We start from the raw sequence: 19,015 nt of genomic DNA, 5'->3' as shown, positions 1-19,015 counted from the left end.
TATGCTGGCCATGGGATGATCAGAACAAATCCTCGGCTAAAGGCGTGTTGATGCGCACATTCTGGAAATCGAGCTGGGTGGAGTCTCCTCCCGGCTCCATGACCTCCACGCGCTGGATAGAGCGCTTGTCGGCGGCGTAGCGGATTGCGATCCGCTCGATAAAGCCGCCCACGGCCGGCACGCGCGGACGCAGCACGAGCTGCACCGGCTCGGATCCGGCCACCTCCAGGGTGAAGTCGCGGCTCATGCGTTCCAGATCGGCATTGGTCCAGGCCAGGAGTTGATCCACGATAACCTGCATGACCGGATCCTGGCGGATGTCGAAGTCGTCCATGCGACCGATCATTTCGTTCCAGCGCCGGCCCTTGCCGCCCTTGAGGGCGAAGCCAGAGGCCACGGGCTCCAGGTACTCCCAGCGCAGGCGGTCGGGCTTGACCAGGGCCAACCGGCCCTTGGAGATCATGACTTCGTCGAACATCTCCAGCTTCTTGCGCTGCACGAAATCGGCCGACACCGAGTGGATGTCCTTGGCGGCTTTGCGCAGGCCGTCCAGCACGGCTTCATTGTCCGACGGCGATACCGGCGCCACCCAGAGCAGCAGAAAGGCCAGCGTGAACAGAATGCGGGCTCGCATCTAAGGCTTCTCCTCGGCGGACTCGCGGCCCGGTATCCATAATTTTAGGCTGCCTGCGGCCAGCAAGTTGTCATTCTTGCGCACTTCGCCCTCGACGACGGTGAAGCCGTCGAATTCTCCCTTAACGGCGAGATTGATGGTCAGTACGTCGCCTACGCGGGCGCGGCCCGTGACCGCCACTTTGCGCACGCTCACCAGCAGCCCCTTGCTGGGCTCGGCTCCCGAGGCCAGATCCGCATAGCCCTTGAGCGCGGCAAAGGCCTGGGCCATGAGTTCGACGGTGACCAGGGGTTCCAGTTCTCCATTCGCATCCACGAAGGGGTTGCTTTCGACCACGCGTGCTTCCACGCAGCCGCCCTTGTCTTGGCAAGAGAGCAGCCGGTCGATGAGCAGCATGGGACCCCGATGGGGCACCAGGGCTTGGCAGTCCATGGGCAGGGCAAGCGGTTTCGATGCCGGAAGCAATGTCATGAGGCTACTTTCCTTGATTCACGTGCCAGCAAAGAGGATCGGCGGCAAGATAGTCGCCCGTGAGCTGGTAGGCCATGCCCCGGCAGCCGTAGCAGCTGTCGTTTTGCGGGCATTCGGCGCAGGCGCCCTTGATGTATTTGCGGATGTTGCGCAGCTTGTGGATGACCTCGCTGCCCTTGAGAATGTCGGCCAGGGGCTGCGTGCGGATGTTGCCCACGGGAATATCCACGCCGGGGCAGGGAATGACATCGCCATGCACGGTCACGGTGCACGTGTAGCTGTGACGGTTGCAGCGCAGGCCGGCTACGGGCGGATGCGGTTCCCAGTCGAAGCCGAAACGCTCGCGGTCCAGGCGCGACAGCTCTTCGAAGGCGGCGCGAAGCTCGCCGGGCGTGACTTCCAGGTCCGGGTGCTTGCGGGCCCGGCCTTGCAGGGTGATCATCTCGAAGTATGGGGTCATGCCGCGCTCGCGGATCCAACTCCACATGGCGGGCAACTCGGCCAGATTCTGGCGGCAGATGACGCTCTGCACGCCCATGGGCAGCCCTTCGGCCGGGTAGCCGGCCTTGACCAGGTTCTTGAAGCCCTGGCGGATATCCCGCGCGGCACCCTTATGGCCGGCCAGCAGGTCCTGCACGTCATCGTTCAGACTGTTCATCTTGATGACGGGATGCACGCCCATGTCGCGGAATTCGCGGGCCATGTCCTCGGTGATGAGCGTGCCGTTGGTGAACAGGTCGATGCCCACGCCGCGCTTGTGCAGGTAGCGCATGATGTCCATGACGCCCGGATAGACCAGGGGCTCGCCGCCGCCCAGCACGATGATGCGCCGGGCGCCCAGGGCGATGGCCTGATCAACGACGGAGTAGATCTCCTCGCTGCTCAGCTCGTTATCCAGGGGCGTGCCCGCCTCGGAGTAGCAATAGATGCAGCGCAGGTTGCACTCCCGGCTCAGCTCCAGCTCCATGGTCAGCAATCCGCAGCGGTCGCGGGCCTCGGCTATCTCCTCGAGACTGAAGTTGGAGCCCCAGGCGCGTTTGGTTTCGCAAAGACACTCAGTCACTGGAGCCCTCCCGAAGGTCAAAAAAAGTTACAGGCTTGCGTTTGCCCGGCTGGGCAACCTTATTGGCCACGTTGTCGGGCGTGTCGAAGACCACCTCGGGCTTGACCCGCACGCTGGAGGCGATTTTCTCGGCCACCATGCGCGGGGTCAGCTCGTCGCCCTCCACTCCCACCACGACCTTGATGTTGTCCGAAAGCTGGAAGCGGTCCGTGACCTCGATGTAGTAGCCGCGCACCCCTCGCATCTCCTGCAGCACGGAGAAGATGGCTGGCGGGTAGACCGTGGTGCCCTTGTATTTGAGCACCTGGCTCTTGCGGCCAAGGATTGGTCCCAGGCGTGGGGAGTTGCGGCCGCAGGGGCAGGGATCGTCGTGCAGCGCGGCGATGTCGCCGGTGCGGTAGCGCACGAGCGGCATGCCCTCGACCTGCAGCGGCGTGACCACCACTTCGCCAGGCTGGCCCGGAGGCACAGGTTTGCCTTCTTCGTCCAGGATCTCCACGTGCACCAGGTCCGGGTGGGCATGGCCGCCCTGACCGGCGTCGCAGTCGCAGAAGGCCGTGGCCAACTCGGTGCTGGCGTAGGTGGAGTAGAGCCGGGCCTGCCAGATGTCCTGGAGTCGTTTTCCTAGAGGCGCAATGGTGAAATCGGATAGGCGAAGAGGCTCGCCGATGCACACGAGCCGCTTGACGCCGCTCCTTGCCGGGTCGAAGCCGTCCTGCCGCAACCGTTCGGCTATGGCCAAAAGCAGGGTAGGCACGCCCACTATGGCCGTGGGCGCATAATTGCGCACCAGCTCTGCCACCACGGGAACGCTGCTGGACCCGGCGCGGATGACCGTGGCGCCCAACCGTACCAGGCCCAGGAAATAGGCCAGTCCGGCCATGAAACAGCGATCCATGGCCGCGGCGTTGAGCACTGTGTCGTTCTCCGTCAGGCCCGTGGCGCGGAACGATATCTCCTCGTTATAGCCCAGCCGGTCCAGATCCGCGGCGGTCTGCATGAGCACCACGGGCTTGGACGTGGTGCCCGAGGTCAGGCACAGATCCACCACCTTGGAGCGCTCCACGCACAGGAACTCGGGGCCGTGGGCGGCCAAGTCCTCCTTGCGCGTGAAGGGCAGCATGGCAAGGTCCGCAGCCGTGCGCACATCCCGTGGAGCTATGCCGTGCTCCGCGAACAGGCGGCGGTAGAATGGCGAGCGCTCGGCCGCATAGGCCACATGCCTGCGGATCAAGTCGTCCCTGATCGCTTCCATGCTCGTCCAACTGCCGTACTCGATATTCAAACTGGGAGGGGTCACGAACATGCCAGTTCCTCCGATGCCGCGCCGGGTGCGCTCTCGCGCATGATCTCCAGCTCCGCGGCCATGAGCTGCTTGACTGCCTTGCGCATGGCTATGTGCCCAGATTCGCCTGGAAAGCATTCCGGACGTACGGGAGGCAAGGCACGCATTCTGATGCGCGCCGGGGCCATGTAGAACGTTCCTGGCGGCAGAAGCCTGTCCGTGCCGCTCAGGCATAAAGGCGTAATGGGCACGCCTGTTTCCTGCGAGAGCCGGAAGGCTCCCGAATAGAAACGCTGCAACTGGCCATCGCGGCTGCGGTGTCCCTCGGGAAAGAAGAGCACCGTGGCGCCCTTGGCCAATTGCGCCTTGCAGCGCTCGAGGCCGGCTTGCATTCCGTCGGTTTCCATGTCCACGTACCCGGCCATGCGCATGAATGGAGCATACCAGGGCATGCGGAATGGCCAGGCGCGTACGGTGAAGACCACATTGGAGTGCGGCAGCCCGCCCATGCAGTACGTGTCGAAGAAGGACAAATGGTTGACCACCACGATCGCCGGACTCCCGGTGGGGATATGCCCCAATCCTTCGCGCGTGAAACTCGCGAAGGGCCGGATGAGGAGCATCCAGGCCTTGCCATAGAGCCAGATGGCCAACCGTGCGCTCTCGCCGCGGCTCAGGCCCCTGAACAGACGGTTGAGCGGATGCAGGACCATGAATACCAGCATGGAGAGCCCGGTCAGTAGAACCAGACCGGAGTACATCCAGATGTTCATGATCACTATGCGGAGTGTGAGGGGACGGCGCATTTTGTTTACGATAAACGGACCAGTTCGTTCCGCCCGCCATTATCCGAAATGCTTCGGATTCGCTGGCGACGGGTACGGATCAAGCCGTCACGCCTTCTTTCTTTTTCAGGATGAACTTGTACAGGTCGCTCAAGGTGCGAATGGAGCGGATGGCCTCTTCGTCGCGCAGCTTGCAGCCGAATGCGTTCTCCAGGACGATGACCATATCCACGGCGTCCAGGCTGTCCAATTCCAGATCCTGGTACAGGTTGGCCTCGGGCACCATGACGGCCTCGTCCAACTCGAACTCCTCAGCCAGGGCCTTGTTGACGATGGCTATGACTTCCTGATCAGTCATGGAATCTCCTCACTATAAGCGATGCGTTGACGCCCCCAAGGGCGAAGTTGTTCTTGACCGCTACATCCGCCGCGACTTCGGTCCGCTCGCGCAGGAAATTGACCGGAGCGCAGCGTGGATCGATTGTTTCTAGATTTCGAGTTGGCAGAAGCAAGTTGCGTTCCAGCATGCCCAGGGTGGCGATGAGTTCGATAGCGCCGCTGGCCGCCAGGGCATGCCCGAGGAAGCCCTTGAGGCTGCTCACCGGGACACGCGGCCCGAACAGATCATGGATGGCCACGCTCTCGGCGATATCGCCAAGTTCCGTGGCTGTGGCGTGGGCATTGATGTAGTCTACCTGCTCGGGCCTCAAGCCGGCGTCCTCCAGGGCTGTGCGCATGCATGCCGCGATGGCCGCCGGATCGGGATTGGAAATGTTGGTCGGGTCCGAGGTCGTGGCGAAGCCGACGATTTCGCCCAATATGCGCGCCCCGCGAGCCAGGGCCGAGTCCAGTGATTCCAGGAGCAGTATGCCGCAGCCTTCGGAACAGACCGTGCCGTCGCGGTCCTTGTCGAACGGCCTGGGCGTGCTGGCCGGCTGGTCGTTGTAGCGAAAGGAGGCCGCACTGATGATGTCGAAGGTGGCCACGGTGAGCGGGTGCAGTTCATCGGCACCGCCGCAGAGCATCATGTCCTGCTTGCCCAGGGCGATGGCCTCGAAACCCAGGCCCACGGTCTGCACGCCCGTGGCGCAGGCCGCGGCGGGAGCCATGATGCGGCCTTTGACGCCCAGGGCCTGAGCGACGTTGGACGCGCAGCTGTGGCTCATGATCTTGAAGAACATGGTGGACTTGATCCGCTCCAGGGAGAAGTCCTTCAGATAATCGGAGAAAAACTCCTCATAGGTGAAGGGGCTGCCGATGGTGGAGCCGATGCACAAACCAAGACGGCCGCCGGAAATGGTTTCCTCCGGCACGCCGGCTTGAGCCAGGGCTTCGTGGCTGGCCAATGTCGCGTAGATCGACATGGGCGACATGGAGCGGCGGAATTTGCGGTCGATGAGCTTGGGGTCCACGGGCGGAACAAGGCCCGCCACCAAGCTGCGCAGGCCTTGAACCTTGCGCAGCTCCTCCACGCGGGAGATGCCGCTGCGGTCTTGGAGCAGACCTGCCATGAGCTCACTTGCACCGTGGCCCAGAGGGCTCATGGCGCCCACGCCTGTGACGACGACTCGTTTTAGGGACATTCGTGCAGTCCTTGCAGGATGTTCTCGGCTCCCAGGATGTTGGCGCAGGTCACCATCGCGGAGATGAGCGTGCCCAGCACGCCGGGGGCGATGATCGATTGTCCGGCCAGATACAAGCCTTTGAGCTTGGTTCGGGGCATTGGGCTGCTTTGGGTGATCTTGTGACTTGCGCCGTAAAGACCGCCAAGCTGACTATTCGCATAGTCACGGAAGGTCAACGGAGTGGCGCCCTCCAGCAAAGCCATGCCGCGCAACTCGGGGCAGTGACGTTCGGCCCGCTCTTGCAGGCGCGCCAGGATGTCGCGCTTGAATTCGACATACTCCGGCGGGCGGGCTCCCAGTCGCGAGTCCGTCCATCGCGCGACTTGGTTGGGCGGGGCGGCGGCCAGGAGGATCACTCCGGTTTTGCTCGTGCCTGACTCGCTCCCGTGCGAGGCGGATATGTAAATGGGCAGTTCGTCAAAAGGTGTATCCGGCCGAAAGTAACTGTCGATATCCGTGCGCGGCAGGACGAAATAATTGCGGTCGAGCAACGTCGGAGGAGGATTGTCCAGTTTGCCGAAGATCATGTACGCCGAGGGGGTTTCCTCCAGCGCCTGCAGTCGGCGCAGGTAGGTTTGGCGGAACACGCTCTGGGGAAGCATGGCCGCGAGCTTGGCCGGGTGCAACGTCGCCACGCAGCCGGAGCAGTTGATGACCTCGCCGTGGGCCAGGCGCACGCCCGTGAGGATATCACCGGAATGCTCGAAGCCCGTGGCTTCCCTTCCGCAGAGCACTGTCACGCCCAGGCGCTTCAACTCCTGCAGGAAGGCGTTCACCAATGACCGGCCGCCTCCCTCCAGGGCGCAGACGGTCTCGAAATAGGAGCCGACAATCCGCGCATGCAGGAGAAAGGGGACCTCCTCCGGAGCCGTTCCATGCAGCAGACAGTGCACCCCGAGCAGGCTCCGGCATAGTTCGTTGGGCAAAAGTCGCGCCAGGGCCTCTCCAAGGCTCTCGCTGTCCATCTCCGGGAAAGCGTGCTCGGCAGTGTAGCGGGCTCCGGGATTGAGGAACGGCGAGCTGGCAAAGGATTGCTGGACCTTGTTCAGAAAGGCGTCGATTCCCTGGAGCTCGGACGGGAAGGCCTGTAGTAAGGCCTGCCTGATCCGCTCGACTCCATATGGAAAACTGAATTCGAACCCGGATTGCGGGTAACGCATGATGTCGAAGCCTTCCGGATTCAGCGGAATCTTGCGCAGGTGCGGCGCCAAACCAAGGTAGCGCAAGTACCTGTCCAGGATTTCGCCGTCGCCGAGGCTGCCGGCATAATGAAAGCCCGTATCGAAATAGATGCCCTGACGGGTGAATCCGCGCAGCACGGGCGCGGGATGTGGGTGCCGTTCCACGAGCGTCACCGAGCGTCCGTGCTTGGCAAGCACCAGCGCCGCCGTGAGTCCGGACATGCCCGAGCCGATTACCGTGAAATCCGTATGCATGAAAAAACCTGCTTAGGCGAAACGCAGCACGAGGCTTGAGTTGGTGCCGCCGAAACCGGCGGAGTTTAACAAGGCCGTGTGTGGCCCACGCTCCAGGGGGGCGGTGATGATGTTCAACTTGGAGCTGTGCTCGTCGCCGCATTCGAAATTCACGTTGGCTGCCAAGAAGCCCTTCATGGCCATGATGGTCGTGTAGACCACCTGCGAGGCACCGGACATCCACAATTCGTGGCCAGTCATGGACTTGAGTGAGGAAATCGGCGGCGTGCGCTCGCCGAACAGAGCTGCGATGGCCTGCGCCTCCACCGCGTCACCTGCCGGAGTCGATGTGGCGTGGGCGCAGATGTAGTCGATGTCCTTGGCCATGAGGCCGGCGCTTCCGAGGGCTTTGGCCATGGACGTGCCCAGGCCGTGGACGCTTGGCTTGGACAGATGCTCGCCGTCGGAGGAGAATCCGTAGGACAAAACTTCGCCCAGGATGCGCGCTCCTCGTTTTTCGGCCAGGTCCCAGCGTTCGAGCATGATGGCTGCCGCTCCGCCGCCCGGCACCAAGCCATCCCGCTTGGCGTCAAAGGGACGGCTGGCCTTGCCGGGTGCGTCCACGCGCGTGGAGAAGGCTCCAAGACCGTCGAAGCTGCAGATGGACTGCCAGGTGATCTCCTGGGCTCCGCCGCAGATGACGCGATCCTGACGGCCCAGGGCGATGAGGTCCGCGGCCTGGCCCACGGCATGGCCACCGCTGGAGCAGGCCGAACTGATGGTCCAGCAGGCCCCGCGCGTGCCCAGGAGCACGTTCAGGTTCATGGTCACCGTGGAGTTCATGATGCGGAAGATGTTCCCACTGCCGATGCGTGCGGTATCACCGCCGGCCCGCAGCTGTTCCACCTGTTCAACGGCCGAGACGCATGTCGAATCGTTGCCGAATATCAGCCCGCTCTCGGCATTGCGCAGATCCTCGGGCGCGATGCCGGACATCTCCACGGCGTCCATGGCCGCCGCATGGGCCCAGATGGCGAAATCGGTCATGCTCTTGAGTTGCTTGCGGGACAGCCGCGCCGCAGGATCGAAATCCCGGATGCGGCCGGTGAGCGGACTGCGGAAGCCCAGCTTTATCCGCTCCTCGTCGATGGCTATGCCCGAGGCGCCGCTGTACAAGGCCTGGGCCACTGACTCGGGTTCGTGGCCAAGGCAGGAGACAATGCCTATGCCCGTGATTGCTACCTTGTACATGCTTGATCTCGTGAAATGGAAAACGCAGGAGGCGAAAAACGTTGGCTACATGTAGATCCCGCCGTTCACGGCGAGGACTTGTCCAGTGATGTAGGTGGCCTTGTCGGAGCACAGGAAGCTGACTGCATCGGCGACTTCCTGTGCGCTGCCCACCCTGCCCAAGGGAATGCGCGGCAGGATGTGCTCCTTGGGCAGATTCTTGATCATCTCTGTCTCGATGAAGCCGGGAGCCACGGCATTGACCAGAATATTGCGCTTGGCCACCTCGGCTGCGAGGGCCTTGGTTGCGCCGATGAGGCCGGCCTTGGCGGCCGAGTAGTTGGTCTGGCCAGGCATGCCGCTTTGACCCGAAGTGGAGACGATGTTGACCACACGGCCCTTGCGCTTGCGCAGCATGAGCGGCAAGATCGCTCGGGTCACGTTGTAGAATCCGTCCAGATGCACGGAGAGCACGCTTTTCCAGGCCTCGGGAGGCATGAGCGGCAGCAGGCCGTCCTTGGTGAAGCCGGCGTTGTTGACCACCGCGAAAGGCACCGCCTGCGCGAGGAGCGGGTCCAGGGCCGCCTTGACCTTGTCTCCATCGGCAACGTCGAAGGAGAGCAGGGTGCAGGCCGCGCCCTTGGCTTGGATTGCATCACGGACCGCCTCGGCGGCGGCATGGTCGTTTCTGTAATTGAGCCAGATGTCGAAGCCGTCTTCGGCCAGGGCCAAGGCTATGGCCGCGCCAATGCCCTTGCTGGCGCCAGTGACTAAGGCGATGTTTCGTTCGGTCATTACTGGATATCTCGGAAAGTCAGGGCCGGGATTGCCTGAGCGCTCCCGGCCCGGTTATGCTTGGATCAGCTATTTCACGCTCACGACTTTGCCGGAAGCGTCGAAGTTCACGACCAGCGTTCTGTAACGGTCGCGCCAGTACACCCACGTGTTGTCGCTCAGGGAGGGCGTTTTGTGGACCGCCGGGTAGCCCAGGGCGGTCTTAACGCCTTCCTTGCTCATGCCCTTGAGGGCCTTGCCCTCGCGGACTCCCTGCTGGTCGAGCTTGGACAGGCCGGACAGTTTGACGGGCGTGGGGGAGGTGATGAGCTTGATGTAGTCGTCCACGCTCATGCCCATGTGCTTGGCTTTGTACTCGTAGTGGATGGTCTGGCCGCCGTCCACCTTGGTGAGTACGAAGCCGCCCCTCCATTTGCCTACCTGGAACTTGGTGTTGGGCGGGAAAACCGTCTGTCCGGTGCGGACATCTACCCAGTTGGCATAACTGGCCTTGATGCTCTTGCGGTCCATGAAACTGTGTACGTTATACTTGTTGTACACAATGCCGCCATTGGGCAGACTGGAGGCGACGTTCTTGCCGCCACAGCCGACAACCAACAAAGCCAAGATCACAGCAACCATTCTAAGCAGGTTTAACGGCTTCATACGCCTCTCCTCGTAGATGGTGATCAATAAGTACGTGGTATGGATTGAGAACGTTGAGGGCTTAACACGCCACAAGTCAAAACACAACAACCGGCTTAGCGCAAACTGTGTTTGGCTCAATGGTTTGCAAGACAACTATTTCCCTGTTTCCCTATGTGGCTGAAACACGTAATATGCTGAAACCGGTCTGGCGAATAACGGTGCATCCAAGCCGTAACGAGTCGCAGCCTCCCGAATCATGGTACGAACAAACACAGTTCGCATCATCGATGCGGATGCTCGCTTCGGCTCGGCATGCAGGTCATTAGAGCAGATTGCTTTTAGGACGCCCGCTCCGGCGTTGACGGCGCAAGTGAATTGCGCCTGCGCCGAAGCTAGCGGCAAGCCATGCCGACGCATGGCTTGCAGAGCATTTTCAAAAGCAAAATGCTCTAATAGTGCATGGCCTTTTCGACTAGCAGAGAATGCAAGGACAACTCGCGTGCGCATGAGAATAAGGGGCGTTGGAGCAGTGGGCGGTTTTGGTGCAGGCAGGTCGGCCTTGGAGAGCGTCCTTGCCGGAGGCATTTGCACGCCCGTTTTAGAGGCAAGGTCGCAAGGCGGGCCTGAATGGGCGTATTATCGGGCTTCCACGGATGAACTGGAGCGATTCGCGCCCAAGCGTCTGCTCAGGCGCATGGACCATTTCTCGCGTCTGGCGCTGCTGTGCGCCTGTCTGGCCCTGGAAGACGCTGGCCTGGAACCGTTCGACAAGAGCGTCAACGCTGGTCTTTCCGTCATGGTTGCGTCGGGCTGGGGCGCGCTGCGCACGACGTTCTCCTTTCTGGATTCAGTGGCCGAGGAAGACAAACATGCCTCGCCCACGCACTTTTCAAACTCCGTGCATAACGCGGCAGCGGCCAACATCGCCATCATGCTCGGCGCGACGGGTCCCAGCCTGACCGTGAGCCAGTTCGGGCTGTCAGCCCAGTCGGCTTTGATCAGCGCTGCAGCCATGCTCGCCGCGGGCCGCGCCGAGCGGGTGCTGTTCGGCGCCGTGGACGAGTGGTGCGACGTGCTGGGCTATTGCCGCGAGCGATATTTCGGCTCCGAGGCCGGCGAGGTTCGGCCGTGGGATTTTGAAACGCATTCGGCCCTGGCAGGTGAAGGCGCGGCCTTTTTCCTCCTGGAGCCGGAGTCCACCCCCGAAGGCCCTTACGGTTCGCTCCTGGATGTACGTCTTGGGACCATGGGAGAGCAGGAGCGCCTTGCGCTGCCGGACGGCCCGCTCATCCTGGGCGCCGACGGCCATGTGGCCTGCGGGCAAGCCTATGCGGACGTGCTGCACGATCATGGGGGCGATGTGGCGGCCTATGCGCCGCTGCACGGCAGCCTGCCCTCGGCCGCGGCCCTGGATATGGCCGTGGCGGCCGTGAGCGTGGCTTCGGACACTTTCCAAGCGGGTCCGGACAAGGGCGGAGGAATGCGCTCCACCAGCCTTGAGGGCCGGCCCGTGACCTGCCTGACCCTAGGTGAGGCCGAGAGTTATGGCCTGCTGACCGTGGGCCGTAGCCAGGCATGAGGACGATGCGCGTCTAGAGCAGATTGCTTTTAAGACGCCCGCTCCGGCGTAGACGGCGCAAGTGAATTGCGCCTGCGCCGTAGCTAGCGGCAAGCCATGCCGACGCATGGCTTGCAGAGCATTTTCAAAAGCAAAATGCTCTAAGCGGCCGTAGAGTGTCCGACAGGTCGTCCAGCGCATCCCTTCGGTGAGCCTGGGTGCGCCTGGGTGCGCCTGGGTGTTGCAGACATCGGGCGAGTTTGAGTGGAACAGTGTCGCTTCTGGATCTGGGAATACGCCGTGGAGGCGATCAGCTATGCACCAGCTGGACATGGCCATCCGGCAGCCCTCTGAAATCACGCGGTGGAGCCTGGCCTCCGCCGAGTGTTGCCGCCGCATTATCCTGGTTGCGTTTATCTCCCTATGGGCCGTGACGGCTACCGCGTCCATGGCCCAAGGTCAGGATGCCGCCCACGTGCCCACGCGCTATGGCGCGGCCCTGGCCGCAGGCAATGACTATACGCCCAATTCGGACATCGGCCTGGCGCTCATCTACGGCTTCGCGCAGTTCGACTACGACGCGGTCTGGCCGCACCGTGCGCCCGACCCGCTGCGTTTCAAGGTCGAAGCCTCGGCCGGACTGACGACCTGGCCTTACCGCCGCGCCGTGGCTTCGGCCGGCATCATGGCCCAATATTATCTGGATTCTCTGGCCAGCGACAGCCTGCGCCCATATGCCGAGGCCGGCATACACGCCATCTACACGGACTTTCGCGTGGAAGGACAGGGGTTGCGCTTCAATTTCAATCCCCAGGCAGGCATCGGCACGGACATCCTGCGCGACAACGGACCTGACCTGTTCATCGGCCTGCGGGCCCATCATATCTCCAATGCCGGCTTGGACGATGACAACACGGGCATCAATTCGTTGTTGCTCATGTTCGGGACCTATTTCTGAAGCATGGTGCATATGAGCTGGGAAGGTCTTTGCACTCCCTGGCTCCCGCCGGAGCCATTCCCGAAGAGGACGCGTTCCCTGGCTCCGCATAGTTCATGAGCGGATCGCCAAAGCAATTTTTAAAAACTCATTCATGCCGGTAATGAGCGTTGCCCTTTTCAAGGCTGCGCAGCATGTAGTCCTTGCGCTTGAATTAAGCTGATTGCATTTGAAATGGGGGGTCCAGGGGAATCATTTCCCTGGTGGGAGGGTCTGGGAGGGCAAAGCCCTTCCCAGTTTCTGCCAGTTCTTGTGCAAAACACTCTAATGTAAACGAAACGGCCGGTCAGGCATCTGCGCCTGATCGGCCGTCGTAATATTGCGTGGGTACCGGCAGCATCCCTCGTTTTGGATGGTGCCCTTTCCAGAGATGACTTTATGTTTTTGCTTTCACCCAACGCCCTATGCGCGCGAAGGCTTCCTCGATTTCGCTCTCTTCTCCACCGAAAGACAACCGCAAGTGACCTTCACCGCCTGGCCCGAAGGAGCCGCCGGGAATGGTGATGACGCGCGCCTCCTCGATGAGCCGGGTGGCGACTTCCATGGACGGCGCGTCGGTGAATTTGTAGCGGGCCATGATGTAGAAGGCTCCACCGGGAGCGACGTAGTCGAAATAATCGCTCAACTCATCCAGGCGGCGGCAGCACAGGTCGCGGCGGCGTTCGAGGGCCTGGCGCATATCGTCCACGACATCCTGCGGGCCGGATAGCGCAGCCAGCGCCGCGTGTTGCGCGGGTGTGGGCGCGCAGATGGCCGAAGCGTCGTGTATCTTGAGCAGGTCGGCCATGAGCGGCTCGGCAGCGGCCATGTAGCCCACGCGCCAGCCCGTCAGGGCGTACTTCTTGGAGAAGGAGTTGATGACCACAGTGCGCTCGCGCATGCCCGGATACGTGGCCGGGCTCGTGGGCATGGGGCGGCCGTAGGTCACGTAGTCGTAGGTCTCGTCCGAGATCACGAGCAGGTCGTGGGTAATGGCCAGCTCGCAGACAGCGGCCATGTCCGCCTCGTCGAAGACCGTACCCGTGGGATTTCCCGGCGAGCAGAGCACGATGGCCTTGGTGCGCGGGGTTATGGCCCGTCGCACGGCCTCGGCGTCCAGGCTCCAGTCGGCCCGACGCAGAGGGGCGAATACCGGCACGCCCTCGGCCAGTTGCACTTGCTCGATGTGCGAAGCGTAGCAGGGCGCGGGCAGAATGACTTCGTCGCCGCGATCGACGAAGGCCAAGATGGCGCAGAGCAGGGCTTCCATGGCCCCGACAGTCACGGCGATTTCGGATTCGGGGGAGTAGCGCAACCCCTTTTCGCGGTCCAAGACGCTGGCGATGGCTTTGCGCAGGGCCGGCATGCCAGGCTGCAGGGAGTACTTGCCGCTGGCCGGGTCCTCACGCAGGGTGCGGGTCACTGCCTCGACGATATGCGGCGGCGTGGCGAAGGAGGGCACACCCTGGCCCAGGGACACGCAGCCGCCCACGCGGGCGGCTATGATGGGCATGAGCTTGGTGGCCGAGACCTCCACCAGGTTCACACGCCGGCTTCCGCGAGTCTTGGGCGCCTGTCCTGCCATGTGTTTGCTCATAGGTCCTCGAAGATTTTGCCGGGATTGAGGATGAGGTTCGGGTCGAAAAGCCGCTTGATGCCTTTTTGAAGGCGCATGGAGGCCGGGCTGAGCTCCATGGGCACGAAGGGCATCTTGGCTTCGCCGATGCCGTGCTCGCCAGAAATGGTGCCGCCCAACTCCAGCACGCGGGCCAGGATGGCGCGCGCCCCTTCCATGGCGCGAGGCTTGTGGCTTTTGTCCGGCGCCGTGACGTTCAGGTGCATGTTGCCGTCGCCGGCATGGCCAAAGGCGTAGACCTTCAGGCCGAAGCGCTCTTCGAAGCCGGGCAATTCGGCGGCAAGCTCGGCGATATTGCCGAGGGGCACGACGATATCCTCGGACATGTACAACGGCGCGGAATCGTGAATGCGCAGGGACACGGCCCTTCGTGCGGCCCAGACGCGGCCGGCCTCGGCCTGGTCCCTGGCGCGCAGGATGCCCGTCGCGCCCAGCTCCGAGCATACGGCGGCCATGGCCTCGATGTCGCCCCCGACCTGCCCGGCAGCGCCGTCGGATTCGATGACCAGCATGGCGGCTTGGCCTTCGGGCGCGGGAAAGGGCAGCAGGTCGCGCACCAGGCCGATGCATTTATGATCCATGAATTCCAGGGCCGAGGGCAGAAAGCCGCGGCGCATGATCTCGCTTACGGCGCGCATGGCCGTGGCCATGGACGGGAACACTGCGGCCATGCCGGCAACTGCCTTGGGGTGCGGGATGAGCTTGAGGGTCAGGCCGGTGATGATACCCAAGGTTCCTTCGGAACCCACGATGAGCCGGGCCAGATCGTAGCCCACCACGCCCTTGCGCGTGCGCGTGCCGGCGCGGATGACTTCGCCCGTGGGCAATACGGCCTCCAGGCCCAGCACGTAGTCGCGCGTGACACCGTACTTGAGGCAGGCCGGACCGCCGGCGTTGGTGGCCGCGTTGCCGCCGATGGTGGATTTGTCCATGCCGGCCGGGTCGGGCGGGTAGAACAGGCCCTTGGCTTTGGCCGCATCACGCAGGGTCTGGGTAATGACGCCGGGCTCCACCTCGGCCACGAGGTTGTCCGCATCAATGGCCAGAATGCGATCCATGCGCTCCAGGGACAGCACCACGCCGCCAAACGGAGTCAGACAACCGCCGGACAGGCCGGTGCCTGCGCCGCGCGGCGTGACCGGGAAGCGCAGTTCGTTGGCGAGCCGCAGGAGTCGGCTGACCTGTTCCGTTGTCTTGGGCAGGATGACCAGTTCCGGCGTGTGGCACAGCTCGGATGCGTCGCGGCCATAAGGCGCCAGGGCCTCGGGAGCGTGCAGGGCGCATTCGCTGCCAAGCTCGGCGCAGATTCGGGTGCGGACTGTCTCGGTTATGGGCGAATAGTTCATGTGTGCACCAGAGTGGGGGAGCGCGGTTAGGTGCGGCCGAAGCCCGGGATATGCAGGCGGCGCTCCAGAACGCGCAGGCCCCAGGTGGCCAGGCTGACCAGGGCCAGGTAGTAGGCGCCCACCACGAGGAATACCTCGGTGAATTCGAAGTAGCGCGTGGCCAGGATCTTGGCTTCGCCGGTCAGTTCGATGAAGGTGATGATATAAGCCAGGGACGAGTACTTGATCAGGTAGATGATCTCGTTGCCGCAGCCGGGCAAGGCGCGGCGGAAGGCCTGGGGGATGATGATCGAGCGCAGGGTGGATGCGGTGGAGAAGCCCAGGGACTGCGCGGCCAGGAGTTGGCCCCGGCGTATGGAGAGCAGCCCGCCTCGGATGTACTCCGAGTGGTAGGCCCCGCTGCACATGCCGAAGCCGATTACCGAGGCCCAGTAGGCCGAGAGGTAGATGCCCAGATTGGGCAGGCCGAAATACCAGATGAACAGCTGGGCCACCAGCGGCGTGCCGCGAAACAGGGCCGCGTACCAGGCGGCCAGCCGGCTGAGTACCGGTCCGCCGAAGGCTCGCGCAGTGCCCGCGAGTATGCCCAGGACCACTCCCATGATGGCGGACGGCACGATGAGCAGCATGCTGTTGCCCAGCCCGCGATTGAAGGCTGGTATGATCTGCTCGGTCAGGAACGGCGCGAACTCCATCTAACAGGTCCCCGCCGGTCCGGTCGCTCCCGCGGGTGCGGCGGGATGCTCGCGCTCGCTGACGTCCCACAGCCGGGTGCAGAAGGATTGCGTGCGCGTGCCCGCGCCTGGGGCGAGCAGCATTGCCGGCGAGCCCTGCTCGATGAGGCGCCCGCCTTCCATGAACAGGATTTCCTTGGCCAGGGCGCGGGCGAAGCTCATCTGGTGTGTGGCCATGAGCATGGTCATGCCCCCGGCGGCCAAGTTGCGGATGACTTCCAGCACTTCGCCCACCAACTCGGGGTCAAGAGCCGAAGTCGGCTCATCCAGCAAAAGCACCTTGGGGTCCATGGCCAAGGCGCGGGCGATGGACACACGTTGCTTCTGGCCGCCCGAAAGTTCTGCGGGATACAGCTCGGCCTTGTCGGCCAGACCCACGCGCTCCAGTTCGGCCATGGCCCGTTCCGTGGCCTGGCGGCGGCTCCAGCCGCGCACCTTGCGCAGGGCAATGGCCACGTTGTCGGCCGCGCGCAGGTGATCAAACAGGTTGAAATCCTGGAAGATCATGCCCACCTGCTGGCGGAAGGAGTACAGGTCGCGCTTGCGCGAGACGTGCACTTCCTCGCTGTCGAGCCAGATACGGCCCTGATCAGGCTGAATGAGCAGGTTGATGCATTGCAGAAGCGTGCTTTTGCCTCCACCCGAGGGCCCGATGAGCACCTTGAGTTCGCCCTTGTGAAGCGTCAGGGAGACGGAGTCGAGGATCTGCTTGCCGCCAAGGCTTTTGCTGATTCCCTCGATGCGCAGCACTGGTTGGGTCGTGTCTGGCATTGGCTATCCTTGATGCACGGCATAGCCCGGTATGCGCACCTTGCGCTCCAGGTGGAGCAGGGCACGCACGCCGAACCAGGTCAGAATGAAGTAGAGCACCGCGGCGGTCATATACAGCGGCAAGTGCTCGTAGGTACGCGAGGCCACGAAATGCGTACGGGCCATGATCTCGGCCGTTCCCAGCACGAAAGCCACGGCTGAGTCCTTCAGAATAATGGAGTATTCGTTGGACCAGCCGGGGATGGACAGGCGCAGGGCCTGGGGCAGGATGATGCTGGTGATGGCCGTGAACTCATTCATGCCCAGGGCCTTGGCCGCCTTTAGTTGGCCGTGGGGCAGGGATTGGATGGCGCCGCGAAAAATTTGTGACTGATAGGCCGCGCTGGTAAGTCCCAGGACGATGATGGCCGAGGTGAAGGCGCTCAGATTGAGGCCAATGAGATTGAACAGGCCGAAATAGAACAGGAACAGCAGCACGAGGACAGGCACGCCGCGAAAGAACCAGACATAGATGTTGGCGAGGCGACGCGTCACGGAGCCGCCGTAGGCCTGGGCAACTGCCAATGGCACGCCGAAGGAGAGGCCCAGGATCATGGCGCCGATAACGATGCCGGCCGTGGTCAGGGAACCTTCGAGCAGGTAGGGCAGTGCCTGGATGATGGCTTCTATGCTGTCGGGCATTGTCACTCTTGGGAACGGCCGAAAGCCGGCGCGTGGATGAAAAACCCGGAAGGCGCCAGAGCACCTTCCGGGCGACTTGCATTGCGACCGGAAAGGCTACTTCAGGCCGTACTTGACTTGCAGCTCTTCCCAGTAGGGATCGGCCATGAGCAGCTTGAGGCCCTCGTTGAGCTTGGTGAGCAGCTCGGCGTCTTCCTTGCGGGTAGCGTAGCCGAACTCCTCCTCCTTCATGCCGAAGGTGCCCAGGATCTTCACCGGCTTCTTAGCCGTGGCGTCCTTGGCCGGAGCGTCATCCATGGCGGCGGCGTCGATGCGGCCGTTGACCACGTCCTCCACGGCCAGGGGCGCGGAATCGTAGTAACGCAGCTCGAAGTTCCAGCCCTCGGCAGCGGCCTTCTCCTTGAGCCACTCGGCCTCGGAGGTGCCGCGCTGCACGCCCAGGGTCTTCTTGCCCTTGAGCATGTCATCCAGGCTCAGAGCCGCGTCGGCCTTGGTCACGAAGACCTGCTTGATGATCCAGTAGGGCATGGAGAAATTGACCTTCTTGGCGCGCTCCTCGGTGATGGACATGCCCGAAGCGATAAAGTCGATCTTGTTGGAAAGCAGGGCCGGGATGATGCCGTCCCAGTCGATGGGCTGGTGGGTGACCTTGAAGCCCATCTTTTCGGCGATCCAGTTGACGGACTCAACGTCGAAGCCGCTGGGCTTGCCGCTCTCATCCACGAAGGCGAAGGGCGGGAAGTTGGCGTCGATGCCGTTGATGTAGGACTTGGCTTCGGCCTGTGCAGGGGCGGCCGGAGCAGCCTCCTCGGCCTTCTTTTCCTGAGGTGCCTCGCCACAGGCGACCAGAAGCAGGGCAGCAAGCGAGCAGGCGAGCGTGAGCAGTTTTCTCATGGCGCAATCCTCCGCATCGGTGTCGATGGAACACGCCGCCGGCATGCACATGCACAGCAATTCCCCGAGCAGGAGAAAGCATGAGCCTGCAGCAGTGTTCAGTTCGGTCCGAGTGCTAGCAGACTTGTCCCGTGCCCGCAAGCGGTTGTGAAGGCGGTAACACTCTAGAGCGGATTGCTTTTAAGACGCCCGCTTCGGCGTTGACGGCGCAAGTGAATTGCGCCTACGCCTGCGCGGCGGCAAGCCATGCCGACGCATGGCTTGCAGAGCATTTTCAAAAGCAAAATGCTCTAACGGGACACGGCTGCGCGGTATTCCCAGGAGCGCAGGGCGGCCTTGCTCACGAGCACGTACATGCGGGCTTCGTTCTGAAGATGGCCTGCCAGGAATTCAGCCTGTTCGCCCGAGCCGCAAAACAGGTCGAAACGTGTGCCCTTGATGGCTCCACCAGTATCCTGCGCCAGCACCAGAGACTGGAAGCGCGCCTCG

The 19,015-nt window shown here is 62.8% G+C and carries 20 protein-coding genes; 2 read left to right on the top strand and 18 right to left on the bottom strand.

Going from position 1 to position 19,015, the window contains the following annotated elements; all coding sequences use genetic code 11:
* Nucleotides 1–19: 19 nt before the first annotated feature.
* The 11 genes from H585_RS0116790 to H585_RS0116740 all read right to left on the bottom strand — a co-directional run bounded on the left by H585_RS0116790 (nucleotide 20) and on the right by H585_RS0116740 (nucleotide 9,948).
* Nucleotides 20–634, bottom strand: a complete 615-nt coding sequence (locus H585_RS0116790; RefSeq protein WP_005984257.1) for a LolA family protein — start codon at nucleotides 632–634, stop codon at nucleotides 20–22.
* Nucleotides 635–1,105 carry a hotdog family protein gene (locus H585_RS0116785; protein ID WP_027368673.1) on the bottom strand — a complete coding sequence of 157 codons (471 nt, stop codon included), beginning with the start codon at nucleotides 1,103–1,105 and terminating at the stop codon, nucleotides 635–637.
* 4 nt (nucleotides 1,106–1,109) lie between these two features.
* Nucleotides 1,110–2,168 carry a radical SAM/SPASM domain-containing protein gene (locus tag H585_RS0116780; RefSeq protein ID WP_014261554.1) on the bottom strand — a complete coding sequence of 353 codons (1,059 nt, stop codon included), beginning with the start codon at nucleotides 2,166–2,168 and terminating at the stop codon, nucleotides 1,110–1,112.
* The gene (locus tag H585_RS0116775) at nucleotides 2,161–3,474 is read right to left on the bottom strand and encodes a phenylacetate--CoA ligase family protein (protein WP_027368672.1); all 1,314 of its coding nucleotides are present in this window, start codon (nucleotides 3,472–3,474) and stop codon (nucleotides 2,161–2,163) included. The genes H585_RS0116780 and H585_RS0116775 overlap by 8 nt, the downstream gene beginning before the upstream one ends.
* Nucleotides 3,465–4,226, bottom strand: coding sequence for a lysophospholipid acyltransferase family protein (locus H585_RS0116770; RefSeq protein ID WP_244432599.1), 762 nt, complete (start codon nucleotides 4,224–4,226; stop codon nucleotides 3,465–3,467). Before H585_RS0116770 ends, H585_RS0116775 begins: the two co-directional genes overlap by 10 nt.
* Before the next feature lie 112 nt (nucleotides 4,227–4,338).
* On the bottom strand, nucleotides 4,339–4,596 hold the full coding sequence (locus H585_RS0116765) for an acyl carrier protein (protein WP_005984252.1): 258 nt from the start codon (nucleotides 4,594–4,596) through the stop codon (nucleotides 4,339–4,341).
* Complete coding sequence (locus H585_RS0116760; RefSeq protein WP_014261551.1) at nucleotides 4,589–5,821, bottom strand: beta-ketoacyl-[acyl-carrier-protein] synthase family protein; 1,233 nt, start codon at nucleotides 5,819–5,821, stop codon at nucleotides 4,589–4,591. The genes H585_RS0116765 and H585_RS0116760 overlap by 8 nt, the downstream gene beginning before the upstream one ends.
* On the bottom strand, nucleotides 5,812–7,299 hold the full coding sequence (locus H585_RS0116755; RefSeq protein ID WP_027368670.1) for a phytoene desaturase family protein: 1,488 nt from the start codon (nucleotides 7,297–7,299) through the stop codon (nucleotides 5,812–5,814). The genes H585_RS0116760 and H585_RS0116755 overlap by 10 nt, the downstream gene beginning before the upstream one ends.
* 12 nt (nucleotides 7,300–7,311) lie before the next feature.
* On the bottom strand, nucleotides 7,312–8,529 hold the full coding sequence (locus H585_RS0116750; protein ID WP_027368669.1) for a beta-ketoacyl-[acyl-carrier-protein] synthase family protein: 1,218 nt from the start codon (nucleotides 8,527–8,529) through the stop codon (nucleotides 7,312–7,314).
* Nucleotides 8,530–8,574: 45 nt separating this feature from the next.
* On the bottom strand, nucleotides 8,575–9,303 hold the full coding sequence (gene fabG / locus H585_RS0116745) for a 3-oxoacyl-ACP reductase FabG (protein WP_014261548.1): 729 nt from the start codon (nucleotides 9,301–9,303) through the stop codon (nucleotides 8,575–8,577).
* A gap of 69 nt (nucleotides 9,304–9,372) precedes the next feature.
* Nucleotides 9,373–9,948, bottom strand: coding sequence for a hypothetical protein (locus H585_RS0116740; RefSeq protein WP_027368668.1), 576 nt, complete (start codon nucleotides 9,946–9,948; stop codon nucleotides 9,373–9,375).
* A 487-nt stretch (nucleotides 9,949–10,435) separates the two neighbouring features.
* Between H585_RS0116740 and H585_RS0116735 the strand changes: the two genes are divergently transcribed.
* Both H585_RS0116735 and H585_RS0116730 read left to right on the top strand, forming a co-directional pair.
* Nucleotides 10,436–11,509, top strand: a complete 1,074-nt coding sequence (locus H585_RS0116735; RefSeq protein ID WP_034628365.1) for a beta-ketoacyl synthase N-terminal-like domain-containing protein — start codon at nucleotides 10,436–10,438, stop codon at nucleotides 11,507–11,509.
* A 295-nt stretch (nucleotides 11,510–11,804) separates the two neighbouring features.
* The gene (locus H585_RS0116730) at nucleotides 11,805–12,446 is read left to right on the top strand and encodes an acyloxyacyl hydrolase (RefSeq protein WP_027368666.1); all 642 of its coding nucleotides are present in this window, start codon (nucleotides 11,805–11,807) and stop codon (nucleotides 12,444–12,446) included.
* A gap of 415 nt (nucleotides 12,447–12,861) precedes the next feature.
* Here H585_RS0116730 and H585_RS0116725 read toward each other — a convergent pair whose 3' ends face one another.
* The 7 genes from H585_RS0116725 to H585_RS21690 form a co-directional block, all read right to left on the bottom strand.
* On the bottom strand, nucleotides 12,862–14,061 hold the full coding sequence (locus H585_RS0116725; RefSeq protein ID WP_081678707.1) for a pyridoxal phosphate-dependent aminotransferase: 1,200 nt from the start codon (nucleotides 14,059–14,061) through the stop codon (nucleotides 12,862–12,864).
* A complete protein-coding gene (locus H585_RS0116720) occupies nucleotides 14,058–15,446 on the bottom strand; it encodes an FAD-binding oxidoreductase (protein ID WP_027368664.1) in 1,389 nt (462 codons plus the stop codon). Before H585_RS0116720 ends, H585_RS0116725 begins: the two co-directional genes overlap by 4 nt.
* Before the next feature lie 26 nt (nucleotides 15,447–15,472).
* Complete coding sequence (locus tag H585_RS0116715) at nucleotides 15,473–16,141, bottom strand: amino acid ABC transporter permease (RefSeq protein ID WP_005984242.1); 669 nt, start codon at nucleotides 16,139–16,141, stop codon at nucleotides 15,473–15,475.
* On the bottom strand, nucleotides 16,142–16,951 hold the full coding sequence (locus tag H585_RS0116710; RefSeq protein ID WP_027368663.1) for an amino acid ABC transporter ATP-binding protein: 810 nt from the start codon (nucleotides 16,949–16,951) through the stop codon (nucleotides 16,142–16,144).
* Nucleotides 16,952–16,954: 3 nt separating this feature from the next.
* Nucleotides 16,955–17,632 carry an amino acid ABC transporter permease gene (locus H585_RS0116705; protein ID WP_014261541.1) on the bottom strand — a complete coding sequence of 226 codons (678 nt, stop codon included), beginning with the start codon at nucleotides 17,630–17,632 and terminating at the stop codon, nucleotides 16,955–16,957.
* A gap of 96 nt (nucleotides 17,633–17,728) precedes the next feature.
* Nucleotides 17,729–18,526: an ABC transporter substrate-binding protein gene (locus H585_RS0116700; protein WP_027368662.1), complete on the bottom strand. Its 798-nt coding sequence runs from the start codon at nucleotides 18,524–18,526 to the stop codon at nucleotides 17,729–17,731.
* Between the two features lie 290 nt (nucleotides 18,527–18,816).
* The coding region (locus H585_RS21690; protein ID WP_034628360.1) for a 3D domain-containing protein at nucleotides 18,817–19,015 on the bottom strand (199 nt) is incomplete at its 5' end.

The organism is Desulfocurvibacter africanus subsp. africanus DSM 2603 (genome assembly GCF_000422545.1).
Taxonomy (GTDB): Bacteria; Desulfobacterota; Desulfovibrionia; order Desulfovibrionales; family Desulfovibrionaceae; genus Desulfocurvibacter; species Desulfocurvibacter africanus.
This window is presented reverse-complemented; position numbering and strand designations above follow the sequence as displayed.